We start from the raw sequence: 18703 nt of genomic DNA on the forward strand, positions 1-18703 counted from the left end.
AGTTGTGACTCTCCTTCGAAATAAGCGCGTCTCAGTCCGTAACGCCGAGCCGACCGTCCCATTAAGACCGAACCCCGTCGGAGTATGAGCGTACACTGATCAAGGAGAATAGAGGATGAATGGATTGATCTAGTATAAAAAATCCCGCCGACCAATTAAGGCTGACGGTTTTTTTTCTTTTATCCAGTCGAAACGCCGGAAAAGGTCACGGGTCCGGTAACACTGGCAGTATTGAGCAGAACATTGGTGCTGTTATTGGCCACACCCAAAGAATAGGCATTGGATGGATTGCAAGTACGATTAACACATTAATGTGTGATGATAGGAAAAGCTGAACGTAAATCCCCTCCGCCTTGCTGGAGCTGTGAGGATAGCTTATACTTCCTATGTTATCCCTGCAAGGGGGACTAAACTAAGAATAAAGAGAGGTCAACCATCATGTTTGAAGGCAAAAAGAGGACTGCCGTCTGGATCGGCTTAAGTCTCTACACGATCCTCACCTTATTTTTCTTGTTTGCCGGCTTCAACCGCTCATCGGCTCTGCCGGAGACAGGCTTACGGTATCAGCTGACCTTTGACGGAATTCCGCTGCACTTTCCAGGCGGTGGTTATTTGAATCTATGGGTCTTCAATCTGGGTAACTATTTGGCCTTCGTACCGTTCGGCCTCGTTATCCCGCTGCTGGTTCGCTGCCGCTTCCTGCCGTTCCTCTTAGTCTTCTTAGCAGCCATTACCGGGGTAGAGCTGATTCAGATGGTAACCCGTTTGGGTGCGTTCGATATCAACGATATCGTTATTAATACGCTCGGTGCGGCTGTCGGCTACGGCGCCCAGCGGCTGATCCGCCGCGACCGGACAACGCCAAGAGGGGTGCTCAAGCTCCTGTCCTCAGGCGCTATCTTGACATTAATCGTCTACTCCGCCGTGAGCGGTATTAACTATTATTTGGATCATGGCCGCGGGGAGATCAGAGCGCTGGACCAGCTCCCCCTTGAGCATGGTGAAGTGCAGTGGGAACAAGGACTCCATAGTTTCACTATGGCACAGGAGCAGATTGAACCGGCGGTCAATCTCTATAGCCCTGATCATCCGGGACTCCACGAGTTCTCAATACGCCTGGATGGACAGTATAAGGAGTTAGCCGGGAATTTCGGCGTCCCTGACGATGCTATACCTGCTAAGGGCAGCGGCACCAGCAGCGTCATGATCAGCGCCGACGGAGAAGAGCTTTACTCCCTGGATGTGAATATCGCACCGGGCGAGAATCAGCCGCTGTCTTTTCAGGTGCCGCTTGAAGGCAAACAGGAGCTGACCCTTACAGTCAAAACTGATGCTGCCGACCCTCGAACCCATGCGGTATTGTGGGACCTTACGCTCGTAGAGGCCAATGCCGGCCAAAAGCTGGCAACGCGGCTTCAGCGGCTGCTGGGCGGGGGATAAAATAAATAGGCCCGCTAGCCAGATAGCTCCTGCAGATAGAAACTTATGCGTGCCCCTTCCAAGCCGTGGATGGCCCGAGGGGTCTTTTTCGCATTTGTGAATGAGATTATTTAAGCGCTTCGTTAAACGCACTTTCGATTTGCTCCGCATTCTTGGAGACCGTAAACAAAATATATGGGCCTTTGACCTTTAATATATGCTTTTCGACGAGGTAAAATTGCTCAGGACGGTAGTCCTTCAGCTTGACCTTTTGAGCCTCAATTCTTTTCATGATTTTCTCCTTAACGCTTTCCGCCTGATTCTCTTGCTTCACCCTGATCACGGCCAGCTCATTTGCTTCGACGTTCGATTCTGCCGTATAGAGCACAAAATCCTGAACTTCCTCTGCATTAAAATGATAGAGCTTCTTAAGCCTGTTCATATCCCCTTTTTCCATGGCTTCCATAGAAGCCGCTTGCTTGATACGCTCCTCAATGGTATGGACAGGAACATCCTTGGCGTCTTCCTTCTTACTGGAGCATCCGATCAGAATGCCACATAAGCTCATGACTGCAGCCAGGACAACTAAGTATTTCATTCTCTTTCCCGGAAACATCGTTACTCAACCCCTTTATGGATTATTCCACAGAATCTGCTAATGATGTAATAGATGGATCTTCAACAAATGTGGTGATGTTATACAAAATCAGCATGTCGCGGATTTGCCGTTCTTCCGTAAGCTTCAGTAGATCCCCATCATAATAACGGAGGTCTACCACATCAATTTCACTGAAATGCGATGTTAAAAAAGGGATCAGGCTGTTGGCATACGAATCTTTAACAATAAGCAGTCTCCGCCCTTCCGTATGTCCGGTTGTTATGCGGATCAGGCTATGATTCCCATTGAAAAAAACAGTGTATTTATCCTTCTTTGTGAGGTTTTCCATAACGTACATCGAATCCGCACTTTGCTGTTCGTGGGCATAATCCACGGACAGGGCCGCCGGTCTCTTGGGATAATACAGCTCTATAGAATCCGGCTGTACGTGCCTGAATCCGCTTTTCGAATACAAAGATCCGTAGAACTGACCGGTGACCTCACGAATGTTGAAATCGTCTTCGTTCTTGGGGGTAAAACTTATGGATGCACCCAGCTCCCGATAGGCTAGAAAAGCGCCTTTGGTCGTCCAGTGATGGTCCGTTTTGTAATAGAGCGGCTGCTCCTTGTTCGCCTCCAGCGCGGGGAAAACATCGATCCAGTGAATATTCCCGAGATCAGAAGCCTTTATCTTGTTCCAATAGACCCTCTCACCGCCCCCGGAAGCATAAGGCGGCAATTTATCCTCAAGTATGGAAGCTGCCGTCGGCACCAGCATCATATATTTGCGCAGACCAGGCGTAGCCTGATCAAAGGCTTGAATGGCTTTCACCTTGTCTTCCAACTCTCCTTCCCCGGGAGGAGTAAATTTTTGAATTAAGTATCCGTCCTTGCCGATGTAAACCCCGTTGCTCTCTTTCCTTCCCAATCCCCGGTCCGCGTCAGATTTCAGTCCAATCCAAAAGTCCCTCTCCATAAACTGATCCGATAGATACGCTTCAAATTCGGAAGTAAACTTGCCTGATTCTAAGGCTTGAAGCGAGAAGGCCGGGAGCTGCTGCAGCATCCGGTTCTCTGATTCGGAAAATACCTTTCCCGGGGTCAGAATATTGACAACCAATACCGCCCCGGTAAACATAAGCAGTACAATGGCGAGTGCGCGGTAATAGACTTGGTCGTATTTCTTCAATCAAATCACCTCCAGCAAAAACATCAAAAACGAAAGTATAAGAATGGATTGTACGTTGCATTGACCAGATACGCTGTTGAGGCCACGATGAAAATGCAGTAGATGACAAGCGTGGCAATCGTGCCGGACCGGGCAAATCTGGTTCGGATACGGGCCAAGGCTTTGCCGGGTAACGGAGTGGCACAAACCGTGAGGATCAGCAGCAGCAGGGCATTCCCCGACAGATCGTAGAGCGCCCGGTTGTCAGCGAATCCATGTGTTCCGGCACCAAACATCGTTCCGATGAAGGTCAGGGCTGCGGGCAATTGTTCAAATTCGAAAAATACCCAGCCGATGATCACGATCATCAGGGTGTAGACATGGCTTACAAAGACAGGCAAGCGCTGAAGCTGTTTCAAGAGAATTAGCTTTTCAAGTGTGACAAAGAGGCCGAAATATAAGCCCCAAATGATAAAGTTCCAGCTCGCTCCATGCCATAATCCGGTTATAAACCATACAACCGCCAAGTTTCGCAGCTGCTTTAACATACCCACCCGGTTCCCGCCGAGCGGGATGTAGATATATTCACGGAACCAGGCACCGAGCGAAATATGCCATCTCCGCCAAAATTCCGTAATACTCCTGGAAATATAAGGATAGTCAAAGTTCTTCATAAATTCGAACCCGAACATTCTACCCAGACCACGTGCCATATCCGAATACCCGCTAAAATCGAAATAAATTTGAAACGTGAAGGCGACAATGCCGAGCCATGCAGAAAGTACCGATAGTTCTCCCGCAGGCACCACTTTGACACTTGTCCACAGCAAACCGATATTGTTGGCAAGCAGCACTTTTTTGGCAAGTCCTCTGATGAACAATTCCGCCCCTTCGCCAAAACGCTCCAACGTCACTGTGCGCTTAGCGAGCTGTCCCGCGATATCTTCATATTTAACAATCGGTCCCGCCACAAGCTGCGGAAACATCGTTACGTAGGCGCCGAAGGCGATCAGGTTCTTCTGAACAGGCACCTTCCTGCGGTAAACATCGATGATGTAAGACATCGTCTGGAACGTGTAGAACGATATGCCCACCGGAAGCGGAAGATCTGCTGCCTGCAAATGCAGGTTAAATAGCGAATTGATATTATCGAACACGAAGCCCGCGTATTTAAAGAAGCCAAGAATCCCCAGGCTGCCAATCATGGACAGGATCAACACTCCGCGTGCAATCCCCTTACGATGTCTGTATCTATCGATCAGGACCCCGTTCACATAGTCGAATACTGCCGAGAAGATCATCAGGAAAATGTAGACGGGCTCTCCCCATGCATAGAAGATCAGGCTTGCGGCGAGCAGAACAGCATTTCTAATCCTCATAGGCGAGATATAGTAGATTAGCAGGGTGACCGGCAGAAAGAGGAATACAAATATAAGGCTGCTAAAAACCAATCCCCGTCACCTCCAGATCTTCATCCAGCTGCATGTTATTTCACCCGGTCCTTCAGCAAATCGAGCATACGCGTATAAAATTCCGGTTTAAAATGAATGCCGTCCGAGCTATACAAATGTTGGCCGTCATCAAAGATCGAAGATAAATCGGCAAATCCAACCTGCTGCTTGTCCGCCAGCTCTTGTAAGCCTTGGTTGTAATCGCTGATATTTTTGTAGCGTGGCTCCACTTGTTCAGCTTCCGGCGTAACCGGAGTAACCGGCAAAACCGTTATGGATGCCTCCGGAAGCTTCTCCTGGATGCTGTCGATCAATTCGGCGTAAAACTTCAGCGAATACTGCTTGGGGTTATCGGTAATTTGGGGCGGCAATAGAATATCATCAGACCCCAGCATGATAAATACATGCTGCGGATTCCGCTCTGCCAGCTTATCGACATCTCCACTCATCAGAGACAGCTCGGTAGTCTTTCCGGCACCTGCCACTACATTGAACTCGTCCAGAATGTCATGGTAGGATAGCGCCTCTGTAATCGAATCTCCCAGAAATACGCTGTTCTTAAATATCGTTTTGTAGGAAGTCTGGTCTGACTTCTCTAAGTGAGCTGTTTCATTGGCTTGCGGCTGAGATGTTACGTCTTGCGGAGCTTGCCCATTCCCACAGGCTGCCAAAGTAAGCGCCGTACCGCCAATAACCAGCGACAGGATGATTTTTTTAAACATGAACATCGACCTCTCTTTATTTAGAATCAGGTATAGATAGCAGTGCTCTTGCCCCCTCTCTGAAAGAAAGAATAACAGGGAGAGATGCAGAACAAGTGCAGAGGATATCAAGGCGGTATCAAAAAAGAACAAAAGAAAAAGCGCAGAACCAAGGTCTGCACTTTCTTCCGTATTGCTACGCTTTTTTATTCAATTGAAAATAAAACATCACTCCATCGGAGGTATTGTTCACGCCGTAAGGCACATCGTGCATCTCCAAAATTTTCTTGGATATGGCAAGACCAAGACCCGTCCCACCAGTAGACCGGTGGCGGGAGGTTTCACCGCGGTAGAAACGGTCCCATACTTTCTCCAGCTGCTCATCGGGGATATGGGCGCCTTTATTTTCGATACAAATTAGAATGGTGTCCCTCTCTTCCGAAGCGTTGACATATATAGATTCTTGCTCCGGCGTATACGAAATCGCATTGGTCAGGAAATTGACGATGACCTGCTCTATACGGCGCTCGTTCCCCTGGACTTGGGCAGGGATAAGTGAAGTGTGGAGAAGCAGCTGCTTGGCCGCAAAATCAGGCGCTAATTTAGTGCATACCCGCTTGATGACAACATCGATATAGAACGAACTGGTGTCCATTTTGTACGTACCCGATTCATATTTGGCCAATTCCAGCATATCCGCGATCAGCACATTCATCCGGCCGACCTCGTCTTCCATCGCCGCAAAATAATGCTCCCGCTTATGGCTGGCAACCCCGTCATTCAAAATGGCAAGGCAGCTCTGAATGACGCTTAACGGAGTCTTCAGCTCATGCGATACGCCGGCTATAAATTCTTTTCGCGTATGTTCCAGCTGCTTTTCCTTCTCGATGTCCTGCTCCAGCTGGAGAATATGCGAGTGCAGGCGCTCGGAGAGCTCGTTAATGCTGCCCGACAAGTCTCCGATTTCATCCTTCGTTCTGATGGGAATAGTCTCCGAGAAATCAAGGTCTGCCATTTGCCGGGTGGTACGGTTGATGCGCAGCAACGGCCGGGCGATCTGACGGGAGTAGTAAAACGATGCCAATAGCGCGAGCAGCAAGGTCACAATAATGATATACACGTAGTAGTCTTTGATGATCCCTACGGCTTCATTAACAGGCTGCAGCGACGTCATCGCGAACAGGTATGCCGGATTTCCGTCGCGATCTTGGGTTCGGTCCACGAAAATTTTGTAGTTCACGTGATTTTCTTCAACATCTACGATCTGTTGTGCGTTCGTGGCATCCTTAAAGTCGCCGTACAATAGATCCGCCTGGAAAGCTTTGATACGGTCCAGAAACAAGTGATTGGTGTAACGCGAGACTCCAGCCCCTTCCGGTACCCGGACTTTCGTAATCGTTCCTTTGATCAGAAAGGTGGAATATTTCTCACGATATTGGATCGCGTCCGATCGATCGAGGACCTCGTACTCTTTGCTCACCATCTGATGATTTTCCAGCCGGCTCTCATCTCTCAGATTGGAACTGTTCCTTCCCATCCGCTGGATCATTGGCTGATTGTTGATGATTAAGCCTTCCATGGCGATCATTCCCCCTTCTTCAATCCAGGGAGTGAGGAACGTTTGATTGCTGCTGAAGTCCTCTATGTTAATAAAACTGTATAGCGGCACGGTTATCGTTGTATCAGCAAGCGCCGGTTCGTCCGAATGATCCAGCTTAATGTCCATGAAGAAATCATCTGCAAACTTTAAATTTCCGCGGGAGTCCAAAGCCGTGATCCAGGTGTTATGCTTTTGAAAAAAGTCTTGCTCCAGCTTGGCCATCTCCTGCGTGTTCGAGCCATGATCCAGGTAGTCTTGTTCATAAGCCTGAAGTGCCGCGTTAACGTCTTTTATTTTCTGATGAACGTAGAACTGTTTGAAAAATACGGTCTGCAAGATGAAAATAACGGCGATCAGGAACAGGCACAATCCTGCTGTCAGCAGGAACAGTTTAAGCACAATCCCCTTTTTCATAGCTCTTCCTCAAATTTATATCCTGAACGCACAACCGTAACAATCTGCCTGGCATGCTCCCCCAGCTTGGAACGCAAATTGCGGATATGACTGTTAACCGTACGATCATCGCCCGCGAAATCATATCCCCAAATTTTCGTAATCAGCTGCTCTCTGCTGATAATGATCCCTTTGTTTTGCAGTAGATAGGCTAATATTTCGAATTCCGTATGCGTTAGATCAGAGCTTTTGCCGTCAACCGAAACGGTCCGGGATGGAAAATGGATTGAAATGCCTCCGCCGGACACCCTGTCGCTTTCATGCTCATGCGTATGCCTGCTCTCCAGCAGCCGCTTGGCCCGGGCCAACAGAATGAGCGGGCGGTAAGGCTTGGTCACGTAGTCGTCAGCGCCAAGCTCGAACCCCAGCAACGTATCGTCCTCATCCGAACGGGCCGTCAATATGATAATCGGCACATTCGACGTCTTGCGGATTCGCCTGCATACGGACCATCCATCCAATTCCGGCAACATGATGTCCAGCAAAATCAAGTCCACCTCATGCTCCTGAAATAACGAGATCGCCTGCTTTCCGTCAATGGCTTCAATCACGCGATATCCCTCTTCCAGCAGATAATCTTTCATAATTTCACGTAGAATATTTTCATCTTCCACAATCAATATTGTTTTTGACATATGATAACCTCACCCTTTTTTTGTAGAACCAGGAACATAAAACGCATAGAACTACCAAAGTATACAATAAGGTTACCCTATACAGATAAAGATCATATGCAGATGAACTGCAGATCAAATAAAAAGACAGCGAGATAAAAAAAGATCCTCCCCAAGTTTCTTGAGAAGGACGATTTAAAGACATTTTTATATATAAAACATGTAATTATCCGCCTGGCTCTCTTCCTTGAAGTTGATCAGGTCGGACAAGGTGGTGGAGTCCAGCACATCGGCGATGCTGTCGCGGATGCGCAGCCAGAGGTCGCGCTTGGCCGGGTCGTCTTCTTCGGTGAAGTCTACCGGGGAGATCGGGCCTTCCAGGACGCGGATGATATCTCCGGCGGTAATGGTGTTGGTCTCGCGGGACAGAATATAACCGCCGTAAGCTCCGCGGATGCTCTTCACCAGGCCTGCATTGCGCAGCGGGGCGATGAGCTGCTCCAGGTAATGCTCGGAGAGTCCGTTTTTCTCGGCGATGCTCTTAAGTGATGTAGGCCCCTCGCCGAATTTCAGGGCAAGCTCCATCATAATGGTTAATCCGTAACGTCCTTTGGTTGAGATTTTCAAAGGGGCACCTCTTTCGGTTTAGTTGCATATCAATGTATTCCGATGTCTGCTCTCAGCTTATGTTATCATATCTATGGACACATTTGAAACAGCAAACGGCAATAATTCACGATTTTGTTCTCCACTGGTGGACAAATTGTCAATTTCGGACCGTTTTTCGCTATATTTCATAGCAGTAGTGTCCTCGTTTGGGGTAGACAGGTATGTTATAATACACAATGAGCCGGGTGTTCAGTGAGAACGCCGGTATTTTGTGTACAGAAAATGGTGATCACGATGACAAAAGCTAATCAGGATATCCGGGTCGTCGTCGGGATGTCGGGCGGAGTGGATTCCTCTGTTACAGCGCTGCTGCTGAAGCAGCAGGGGTATGACGTCATCGGCATCTTCATGAAGAATTGGGATGATACCGACGAGTTCGGCGTATGTACGGCCGAGACCGATGCCGAGGATGTGCGCCGCGTCTGCGAGCAGATCGATATTCCTTACTATACCGTTAATTTCGAGAAGGAATACTTTGATAAAGTCTTTTCCTATTTCCTTGAAGAATATAAGGCTGGCCGGACCCCGAATCCGGATGTGATGTGCAACCGCGAGATCAAGTTCGGCGAATTCCTGAACAAAGCACTGCAGCTTGGTGCAGATTATGTCGCTACGGGGCATTACGCCCGGGTCGTGGAAGAAGACGGCCTGTTCAAGCTGCTGCGCGGCGTGGACAACAACAAGGACCAGACGTATTTCCTAAATGCGCTGAACCAGTACCAGCTCTCGAAGGCCATGTTCCCGATCGGACATCTGCCGAAGCCGGAGGTACGCCGGATTGCCGAGGAAGCCGGACTCTATACCGCGAAGAAAAAAGACAGCACCGGCGTCTGCTTCATCGGAGAACGCAATTTCCGCGAATTCCTCAGCCAATACCTGCCTGCACAGTCAGGCAATATGGTCGATATCGCTACGGGCGAAGTGAAGGGCCGCCATGACGGCCTCATGTACTACACGCTGGGCCAGCGCCAGGGGCTTGGTATCGGCGGCTCGGGGACAGGTGAACCCTGGTTCGTGGCCGAGAAGGATCTGGCAAGCAATACCCTGTATGTGGTGCAAGGTGAGAAGCACATCAGCCTGTACTCGACCAGTCTTATAGCTTCAGGGGTCAACTGGATTGATCCGGACACCCTTGGTGATGAGCCGCTAAAATGTACGGCCAAGTTCCGCTACCGCCAGCCGGATCAGGGAGTTACGCTGACGAAGCAGGCCGATGGAACCGTCCATGTGGCCTTTGATGTTCAGCAAAAGGCGATTACGCCCGGACAAGCCGTGGTCTTCTATCTGGGCGAGACCTGTCTTGGCGGCGGAACCATCGAGACGGCCGACAAAGTCGCGCCGCTGGCGCAGGTCTGACTGCACCCCAGCCAGAGTTCCCCCTACTAAAGAAAAACTTTCTAACGGTTGAACAGTGCTGGTGCTGAGCCCATTGTGTTCGGTTTTCCGACTACATTTGGCCCACGCGCCTTCGCCCAGCCCATTGTGTTCGGTTTTCCGACTACATTTGGCCCACGCGCCTTCGCCCAGTACATTGTGTTCGGTTTTTCGATTACATTCGGCCCACGCGCCTTCGCCCAGCACATTGTGTTCGGTTTTCCGACTACATTTGGCCCATGCGCCTTCGCCCAGCACATTGTGTTCGGTTTTTCGCATACATGTTTCTTATTTCGCTTAAAAAAGAACCTTCAACACCACAGCGCGTGGAGTTGAAGGTTCTTCGTCATTGATGGGTCAGGACACGGAGTCACGCCGGGGCTGACTCACAAGGCTTCAGGCTTATTGCGGCTGAACGCCCCAGACCAGCACACCGTTCAGATACAGCGGCACCCGGTTCCAGTCTGTGAAAGACGTTTTGGTTGCATCATAGGAGTAATCGTCAGCCTCATTGTAATTGCTCCAGTCGGTCTTGTTAATGCGCAGTTGAATCTCGCCGGTATTCGCACCCGGAGCAAGACTGCCCGCGCCCGCACTAAAGGAAATCTCCACATAGTGGTCCGCTCCTGTAACTGCAGGCTCAAGCTTCACGAAGCTGCCCAGCACATTGCTGCCGCCGAGAGCCGCATAATCGACATTGAACTGCTGCGCCCGCTCGCCGTCAATCGTGTAGTAATACCGTACCTTAACCTTGCTGAGGTCTACCGCTGTGGTCCCGTTATTGACAATCCGCAGCTGCGGACGGAACTGCGGGTCTGTGGCGTTCGTATCCGTTGTACGGTATTGAACAACCAGATTCCCTACGGCAGGCGTAGCGGTTGGTGCGACTGTCGGTGTAGCCGTTGGCACTGTTGTCGGCGTAGCCGTTGGTGCGACTGTCGGTGTAGCGGTTGGCACTGTTGTCGGTGTAGCTGTCGGTGCGACTGTCGGTGTGGCTGTTGGCACTGTTGTCGGTGTAGCTGTCGGTGTAGCCGTTGGCGTGGTTGTAGGGGTAGCTGTTGGCATAGGACCGCTGCCGTTATTAATCAGCCGGTCATACTCGGCATAGGCCGTAGCCATGTCCACCTGAGACCAGAAGCGGTGATAGGTGAACTCAGGTGCGCCACCCTCCCAAGTCTTGGTGGTTTTGTTGTAGGAGGTATTGTATTTGTCTTCAAGATAACTCCACTTGGGATCATTTTTGATATCCGGGAGAACATCGGTGTAGCTCGCATACACTCCATTCCCGCCCTTAGCCGGGTCAGATGGAACTGTCGCGTTCCCTGGAATGGTATTGCCCTGGCCGAAGGTACCGCTCCAGCCCGCTGGGAAGTATACCTCTTTGGTGAAGAAACGGAAATAATCCGCACGCTTCTCAAGTGTCGTAATGCCCACCCCGTCATTGTAGCCCCAGGCTGTATCCAGCAAGGATTTAGCCAATTGTGAAGCGGTTCCGCCGAGCGCAGTATTGTTGCCATGCTCTGCTTTGTTCCCTGCGGCGAAGAAGGTGAGGGCTTTGATATAGCTGCCCAGTACGCCGGTATCCTGCCCCGGGTCTTTGGTCACTGCCTTCAGGCTGCTGTTACCGTTAAAAGAGCTGAAGCTGCTCCAGGTATTCGGCTGGCCGGACCACTCCACATTGCCTGGAAGCCAGAACTCGCCAGGTGCGGGAACAGTGGCAACCTGCGCATTGGTTCCGCCCAGAATCCGGTTGCCCTGCTGATCCAGATAATAGCCCGCAGCATCCGATACCGGACGGCTGTCTGCAAAGACATAATCCTTGGACCAGTTAATCCAGTTCTCAATGACCCGTTTGGCCATTTTGAAATTGTCTGAGCTGGTATCCCCGCTGGAAGCCAGGATGTAGTAAAGCTCAGCCATCCGCTCCATACTCCAGGACTGCATCCCGAACCAGTTGTTGGACGGCGGGTCATGATACACAGGGGCCTCTTCGTAGGCCATGCCGTAGAAGGTGCTTTTGCCGGCCGGATAAGCGCTATACGAGCCGCCGTAGCTGTTGGTGGCCCCGCCCGCAATCGCCCCTTCGGCGGATTGCAGCCAGTTGTAGAATTCCAGCTGGCGGGTCAGTGATTTGCCCCAGTCCGTTCCGGCTGTCGCCGAAGACGGAATCAGCCCTCCGGCTGCGGTGGACAGCGCATAGGCTGCAACCACATTCTGATACCCCTGGTGCGCATGGCTGGCGCCAATTCTCCAGGCCCAGTCCCCGCCGGTTCCGAGACCACCGCCCCAGGCCGTATACCAGGCCAGCAGGTATTGGCTGGAATCCTTACCGGTTCCCGGCTGCGGCGAACCGTTAGCAGCACTGCCGATCTTTTGGAAATACTTGTCGTACATGCCGTAACGCAGGAAATCGCCCATTTTTTTGGCTTTGTTCAGATAGACCGTATTGGTATAGCCAAGATCCTTAGCCCAATACATGGCTTGCACAGCGCGTGCATCGGCATCCGTAGCGTTAGTGTAACGCCATTGTGCTGAAGGCACGCTATTTTCCTTGGTGAACAAGCTCATAAAGCCTTCATTGGATTTACCGAACGTCTTGTTATCCTGTGAGGGGTGGCCTACTGCTTCCCAGACCGATTCCTGCACTCCGCGCTGGAAGGTGTTCACATAACTGGCGGTATGGGTAGGGTTCAGCAGGTTGCCGAAGCCATACCAGTTGTCCACATCCACCAGCCAGTGCATCAGATAAGTCTGGTTATTGCCATAGGTGGACTTCAGCTCTGCATCGAGCGGGTCCTTCCCCGGGGTATACTTGCCGTTCAGTGCGCTTGGATACTGATCCGGCTGAGGGAGCTCTGAGGCGTAGGTGGCCGGGCTGTTCGGGTTGTAGCTGCTCATGGTCGGCTGCTCCTGCACGCCGTCGCCTTCATTAATCGGAATAATGTATTTCTCCATGTTGTCCCAGGCTGATTCGAGCTTGCTCCAGTCCCCGGTGTTATGGCCGTACAGCACTTCAAGCCACATCCAGTAGCTATAGGCCTCGGAGGTAGTCATATGCCCATAGTTGGGCGCCTCGCTGAGCAGGGTCTCTACCGCATGATACGGGATACCTTCAGCCGAGAAATACCCGCTGGCCGGGTCCTTCAGCTGGTCATACAATTGCAGAAATCTGGTCTTCTCCACCGATGCCGCCTTGGCGGTTCCCGGATGGAAATTGATGATCCCGCTGGTGAGAGACAAGGTGAGGACAGCACTCAGCGCGATAGAAAGCGGTTTCTTAAATGAACTTAGCTTCATCATTTCGGCATACTTCCTCTCTGGTATGGTTTAGGGTTCGAGGCCCCAGACAAGTGTTCCTGCACGGTACAGCGTGACTTTATCCCAATTCGCGAAGCTTGCTTGGCTTCCTCCATACGAATAGTCATTGCTCTCATTGTAATTGGTCCAATCCGACTTGTTGAAGCGCACCTGAATCTCCCCGCTGTCTGCTCCCGGAGCCAAACTTCCTGCCCCTGCGGCAAAAGAAATCTCCAAATACGAATCAGCCAGTGCCACAGGCGTACTCAGCTTCCCAAAGGTTCCGCTCACATTGCCGCTGCCGACTTGGGCGTAATCACAGTGGAATTCCTGCGGCTTGTCCCCGTCCACGGTGTAATAATAGCGCAGCTTCAGGCCGCTGAGCGGAATGGCCTCGGTTCCCGTATTGACAATCCGGAACTGGCTGCGGATCTGGGAATCCCCGGGACTTGTGTCATTGGTGCGGTACTGCACACGCAGAGCGCCGGCAGGCACAGTAATCTCGCGCGGCTTGGCAGTCACCTGGGCAGACGCTGTACTCTCGCCTACACTGTTCGTTGCAGTCACCACATAATAATAGTCCACACCATTGGTCAGCCCGCTGTCATTGTAGACCGCTGCGGTTGCCGTACCCACTGTAGTGTACGGTCCGCCGCTCACCAGAGAGCGCTTGACCGTATACTTGGTTGCACCGCTGACTGCGTTCCAGCTCAAGGCTACGCTGGCATTGCCGGGTACGGCCTGAAGGCCGGACGGACGGGCCGGAACCTGCGGTTCACCCGGTGTTCCGCCGCCGGAAGGCAGCTCGCCGTACACTTTTACACCTGCATCGTATACCGGGATATACGGGTTCTTCGTTGCCGCTGAAGCATTCGCAGCCACTCCCTTGAAGGAGAAGTCATTGCTGTTGTCCCAGAAGGTAGTATTCAGCGGTCCGGCAATCCGGAACTGTACTTCCTTGCGGTAAGCAGACTGTCCTCCCGGATAGATCGGGGTGCCGGAGAAATCTACTTTGGTATAGTAGATATGGTTCGCTTCATCGTAAGGCAGCAGCTGCGAGACGGTGGCTCCCTGGTTATAGCCGCCTGCCTTGACGGTGATATCGCCGGGGCCATATCCTGCGGCAACAGCCTCACTGATGTCCAGATAGTAGTTGAAGGACAGCTGGCTGCTGGAGCGGGCAGGCCATGCCGAACGGTTATTGAGAACCGCGCGGATCTCCACAAAATTGCTGCCGCTGGCATTCACAGAAGTCTCCGTGAACATCTCATCCTCACGCGTTTCGGCCGGCGGGAAGTTTGCAAGCGGGCTCTGCCCCTGCCCGTGGAGCATCATCATCCGGGCTAGAGAGCCAGTAAAGGCTGAATTGTAATCGGTTGCAACTTCATTAGAGACATAATCGCTGATCGCATCGGTGTAAGCATCGGTCTTGGAGGGTCCGCCAACGAGCGCGCCGTAGAGCACATGCCGGTGGTTGGCAGGAGTGGTCTGGCTGTCGCTCCAGGAGCCGTGTGAGGTGCGGTGGTGAGGATGCTCAGGTGCATTCGCGCCGAAGCCGATGACATAGCTGCTGCTCCGCGGATTATCGCCCAGCATATAGTTAATCTGCCGCTCGGCGAAGGTCTGTGCGGTATTTTTTTTCACCGGATCAGTAACCCAGTCTGCATAGACAAAAGCAAGAAAAGCATGGTTGGCTGCATACCGCAGCGCCCCCCATTGATCCAGATGGGCCAGCCCGCCTGGAGTATACGCTACCCGGTCAGAGGTGCCGTTCACCCCGGTCGTCCAGAACTGCATATTGCGTTCCGTGGACTGGATAAACTTCGGGTCCTCGGTGATGCGGGACAGCAGGAGCTGCGCACCATAATGCTTGTCATCCCAGGATTGGGTCCATTGGTAGCCCCAGTCACCAGCCTGGTTGGTGCCCCACAGATCACTGGCGGCAATCGCCTTATCGAGATAGGTCTGCTCACCGGTCGCCAGGTATAGCCAGATACCGCCCCAGCTTAACTCATCCGCGTAACTACTCCACGAATTGTAATACTGCTTGGCGTCAGTGATGGTATCGGAGTAAGCTCCCCGGTACGTATCGGCAAAATTGTATAATTGCTTGGCATGCAGCAGGAGCTTGTCCGCATAAGCGGCATCTGAATCCCTGAAAATAATGGAAGCCGAGGCAAGGGCGGCGGCAGTCTCACCAGCCAGGTCCGAGCCGGGATGTGCAGCATCAATCTTGTAAGCCGGGCGCGCCATAGGCATGACCTCCGCCGGTCCCCACCAGTTATGGTCCGCCGTGCCGTTACCCACCTGGCCCCACAGCTCGTTCGGTGCAGTATGCGCTTTCACAAAATAGTCTGTGGCCCAGCGGATATTGTCCAGAATCTCATCCAGCTGCCCGGACTGCACGTAACCATCCTTGTATTCATAGACCGACCATGCCAGCATAGTCGCGGTGTACGCCATCGGAAATCCGAATTTGACATGATCCCCTGCGTCATACCAGCCACCCGTCAGGTCATGGCCGACATCAGCACCATCCTGCAGCCCCGAGTCGCCTCTCCATTCCACGCGGTTGTCCGCCGGCAGCTCACCCGAACGCTGGGCCTCGTAGAAATAGATCGATTTCTGCAGTGCCTCTGCATAATTAAATCCGGCGGTTGCCGCTTCGGTGACAGACGGGCGGACAGCCGTCCCTGATACAATGGTGAAGGCTAACATCAGGCTTAGTGAAGCGATACAGCCGGTCTTCCGTTTACTTTGACTCATCCTTACTCATCTCCCTTCGTTTTCTTGCTTGTTCAGTCCTTCAGGACTCAGGCACGCACAAATACCTCCCCAGTGTCCATAATTAGACATAGTATTTGAGCACGTTCCATTTACCACCTCCATATTACAAATTAAGGTAAAATACCCCCACCTACACATATACCACATACAGTAAATTAATTCTATATATTTACATTATATTTTTCTAAGAATACCGGTTTTTTGTCAAAATATTTCCATTTTTATCATATTTACAGCGTCAAAAAGAGCAGCCTCCTCCGATTATGGAGAATGGCTGCTCTCTGTTTGTAAAAATCTATAATTGGCTGGAGCGAACTATCATCGAAGCCCTATTGCCCGCGCCGCAGCTGCTGGTTATGGCGGATCTTGGCCTCGTTGCCCTGCTCGGTGGCCTGATAGAAGACCTTCCGGGAGATGGCCTTCGGCAGATAGTCCTGCTTCACATAATGGCCGGGAAAATTGTGCGGATACTGGTAGCCTTCATGGCCCAGTTGGGCCGCGCCTTTGTAATGCGTATCCCGCAAATGCAGCGGCACCTCAGCCGACTTCAGATCCTCCAGACTGTTCATGACATTCGCGATAGCGGTCACTACCCCGTCTGATTTTGGGCTCTCTACGGCGAACAGAATCGCCTGCGCGATATTCAGCTTCGCCTCTGGCCAGCCGTTATTACGGTAGGCATCCAGCGCACTGACCGCCTGGACCATCGCCTGCGGGTTCGCCAGGCCGATATCCTCACTGCTGGCCGCAATCAGGCGGCGGATGAAGGTCATCGGGTCCATTCCCAGCTTCTCCACCGCGTAGAGGAACCAGAACAGGGCGGCGTCGCTGGAGCCGCGAATGCTTTTGTGAAAAGCGGACAGCACATCGTACTGTGTTGACTCGTCCGCTTTGACAATCGGGCGGCGGATCGACTCCTCCGCTACCTCCAGCGTAATATGCACGCTGCCGTCACGCTCAGGGGCCGTAGTCATCGCCGCCAGCTCCAGGGCGTTCAAGGCGCGGCGGATATCGCCGTTCGCCATCGCGGCGATATGCAGCAGCGCCTCCTCATCCGCCTTCAGATCCATGAATCCGAGGCCCCGCTGTTCATCGGCGAGCGCACGCTTCATGGCCAGCAAGCTGTGCTCGCTGGTCAGCGCCTCCAGCTGAAACAGCGTCGAGCGGCTCATCAAGGCCCCGTTCACATAATGGAACGGATTCTCTGTGGTCGCACCGATGAAGGTAATCGTCCCCTTCTCCACGGCCGGCAGCAGCGCATCCTGGCGGGAGCTGTTGAAGCGGTGTACCTCGTCCAGGAACAGAATCGTCTTCGAGCCGTACAGCGCCTTATTGCTCTGTGCGCGTTCAATGACCTCCCGCACATCCTTAACCGAAGCCTCCACCGCATTCAGCCGCACGAATTCACCTTGGGTGTGATGCGATATGATATGGGCCAGAGTGGTTTTGCCGCAGCCCGGAGGCCCGTACAGCAGGATGGAAGAGACCTGGTCCGCTTCAATCGCTCTGCGCAGCAGCTTGCCCTTGCCTACAATATGCTCCTGTCCGATATATTCATCCAGATTGCCGGGCCGCATCCGGTCTGCAAGCAGCCGTCCGCTCCCGTTGTCTTCACCCTGCGAGAATAAATCCATCCTTACACTTCCTTGCTATCATCTAAGATTTCAATAGAATACATACACTTCTCCTATCATACCATACCTGTCCCAAACGTTAAAAAGAGCATGACCCCGCCGCCACCGGCGGGAGCCATGCTCTTTGTTCTATAATTAGAACTCATATCCGTTCCAGACTAGCGGTTCATCGCCAGCCGCGTTTGCCGCATTTTTGAAATGATCTTGCGGATGCTTTCTTCGGATAAGTGATATCTCTTCTGCAGCTCGTTCACCGAGCAGCCGCTGCTGTGACTACAGAAGATCTCTTCGTTGCGGGCAGCAATCTCTTGCCGGGAGCCGCTGTTCTCGCCCCATCTTACCCGTTCTTCCGCTTTCTTCGGGATGTATAACAGCTCACCCTGTATGTAACCCTGCAGCTCTTCGAGCAGCCCCGGGGGGAGCACATCCTTTCCATTGACGTAACTCACGTTCAATTTCCTCCTTCAACAGGTGTATTCCGTTCAGTCCGATCACTGTACTGTTCTGAATAATCATTCCACCTGCCTCCTTTCTTCTCCTCAAATTTGGTAAATCACCTAAATTCATTATATTAAACCCTACGGTTATCGTCTACATTCATTATGGATCAGCGGTCTGTCAGTGGTTGGTCAGTGTCATTCTTTATATTGTAGTAACCGGAATTACATATCCGCTCGTGTTCGCTCATTATACATAAGGAGGCCTCGCGGCCTCCCGTTTAACAGGTCTCCGTCTTAGACGGAAACCACCTCGTATTCTGAAAACATATCTTCAGCCTCCTTCCAGAAGTAATCTTGCCCGGCCGGACACTTATTATTAAGCCACAGGCCGCCCCGGGTTACAAGTTCAAGAATAGTTATAATCGTTCTCCACCTGAAGGCTGGCACGCGAACTCCTTTGGAAAGAGGGAGAATTGCAGAAATATTGGAGTACATTTT

The 18703-nt window shown here is 51.9% G+C and carries 13 protein-coding genes; 2 read left to right on the forward strand and 11 right to left on the reverse strand.

The genetic code is table 11. The features are described from left to right. Window positions 1-438: 438 nt before the first annotated feature. Window positions 439-1440, forward strand: coding sequence for a VanZ family protein (locus C173_RS33225; RefSeq protein ID WP_051478655.1), 1002 nt, complete (start codon window positions 439-441; stop codon window positions 1438-1440). A gap of 106 nt (window positions 1441-1546) precedes the next feature. Here the strand turns inward: C173_RS33225 and C173_RS30065 are convergent, their stop codons facing one another. The 7 genes from C173_RS30065 to cymR form a co-directional block, all read right to left on the reverse strand. Next, complete coding sequence (locus tag C173_RS30065) at window positions 1547-2017, reverse strand: DUF4358 domain-containing protein (RefSeq protein ID WP_063830965.1); 471 nt, start codon at window positions 2015-2017, stop codon at window positions 1547-1549. Between the two features lie 40 nt (window positions 2018-2057). Beyond that, entirely contained in the window at window positions 2058-3206 is a 1149-nt protein-coding gene (locus tag C173_RS30070) for a DHHW family protein (protein WP_036732313.1), read from the reverse strand. 23 nt (window positions 3207-3229) lie between these two features. After that, window positions 3230-4636: an MBOAT family O-acyltransferase gene (locus C173_RS30075; protein WP_036732315.1), complete on the reverse strand. Its 1407-nt coding sequence runs from the start codon at window positions 4634-4636 to the stop codon at window positions 3230-3232. Window positions 4637-4671: 35 nt separating this feature from the next. Beyond that, window positions 4672-5358 carry a GDSL-type esterase/lipase family protein gene (locus tag C173_RS30080; RefSeq protein ID WP_327196508.1) on the reverse strand — a complete coding sequence of 229 codons (687 nt, stop codon included), beginning with the start codon at window positions 5356-5358 and terminating at the stop codon, window positions 4672-4674. Between the two features lie 175 nt (window positions 5359-5533). After that, complete coding sequence (locus C173_RS30085) at window positions 5534-7351, reverse strand: sensor histidine kinase (RefSeq protein ID WP_036732319.1); 1818 nt, start codon at window positions 7349-7351, stop codon at window positions 5534-5536. Then, complete coding sequence (locus C173_RS30090; RefSeq protein ID WP_036732321.1) at window positions 7348-8025, reverse strand: response regulator transcription factor; 678 nt, start codon at window positions 8023-8025, stop codon at window positions 7348-7350. The genes C173_RS30085 and C173_RS30090 overlap by 4 nt, the downstream gene beginning before the upstream one ends. 186 nt (window positions 8026-8211) lie before the next feature. Next, on the reverse strand, window positions 8212-8631 hold the full coding sequence (gene cymR / locus C173_RS30095) for a cysteine metabolism transcriptional regulator CymR (RefSeq protein ID WP_036732323.1): 420 nt from the start codon (window positions 8629-8631) through the stop codon (window positions 8212-8214). A gap of 276 nt (window positions 8632-8907) precedes the next feature. Between cymR and mnmA the strand changes: the two genes are divergently transcribed. After that, window positions 8908-10029, forward strand: coding sequence for a tRNA 2-thiouridine(34) synthase MnmA (gene mnmA / locus C173_RS30100; protein WP_036732325.1), 1122 nt, complete (start codon window positions 8908-8910; stop codon window positions 10027-10029). Window positions 10030-10449: 420 nt separating this feature from the next. On the opposite strand, the gene C173_RS30105 is transcribed toward mnmA, so the two are convergent. The 4 genes from C173_RS30105 to C173_RS30120 all read right to left on the reverse strand — a co-directional run bounded on the left by C173_RS30105 (window position 10450) and on the right by C173_RS30120 (window position 18214). Then, window positions 10450-13344: a glycoside hydrolase family 48 protein gene (locus C173_RS30105; RefSeq protein WP_036732464.1), complete on the reverse strand. Its 2895-nt coding sequence runs from the start codon at window positions 13342-13344 to the stop codon at window positions 10450-10452. A gap of 30 nt (window positions 13345-13374) precedes the next feature. Beyond that, entirely contained in the window at window positions 13375-16110 is a 2736-nt protein-coding gene (locus C173_RS30110) for a glycoside hydrolase family 9 protein (protein WP_036732328.1), read from the reverse strand. A 350-nt stretch (window positions 16111-16460) separates the two neighbouring features. Further along, window positions 16461-17765, reverse strand: a complete 1305-nt coding sequence (locus C173_RS30115) for a replication-associated recombination protein A (protein WP_036732330.1) — start codon at window positions 17763-17765, stop codon at window positions 16461-16463. Window positions 17766-17923: 158 nt separating this feature from the next. Further along, a complete protein-coding gene (locus C173_RS30120) occupies window positions 17924-18214 on the reverse strand; it encodes a CD3324 family protein (RefSeq protein ID WP_036690524.1) in 291 nt (96 codons plus the stop codon). Window positions 18215-18703 lie beyond the last annotated feature (489 nt).

Origin of the sequence: Paenibacillus sp. FSL R7-277 (assembly GCF_000517965.1) — a bacterium.
In the GTDB taxonomy this organism is placed as follows: Bacteria; Bacillota; Bacilli; order Paenibacillales; family Paenibacillaceae; genus Paenibacillus_AQ; species Paenibacillus_AQ silagei.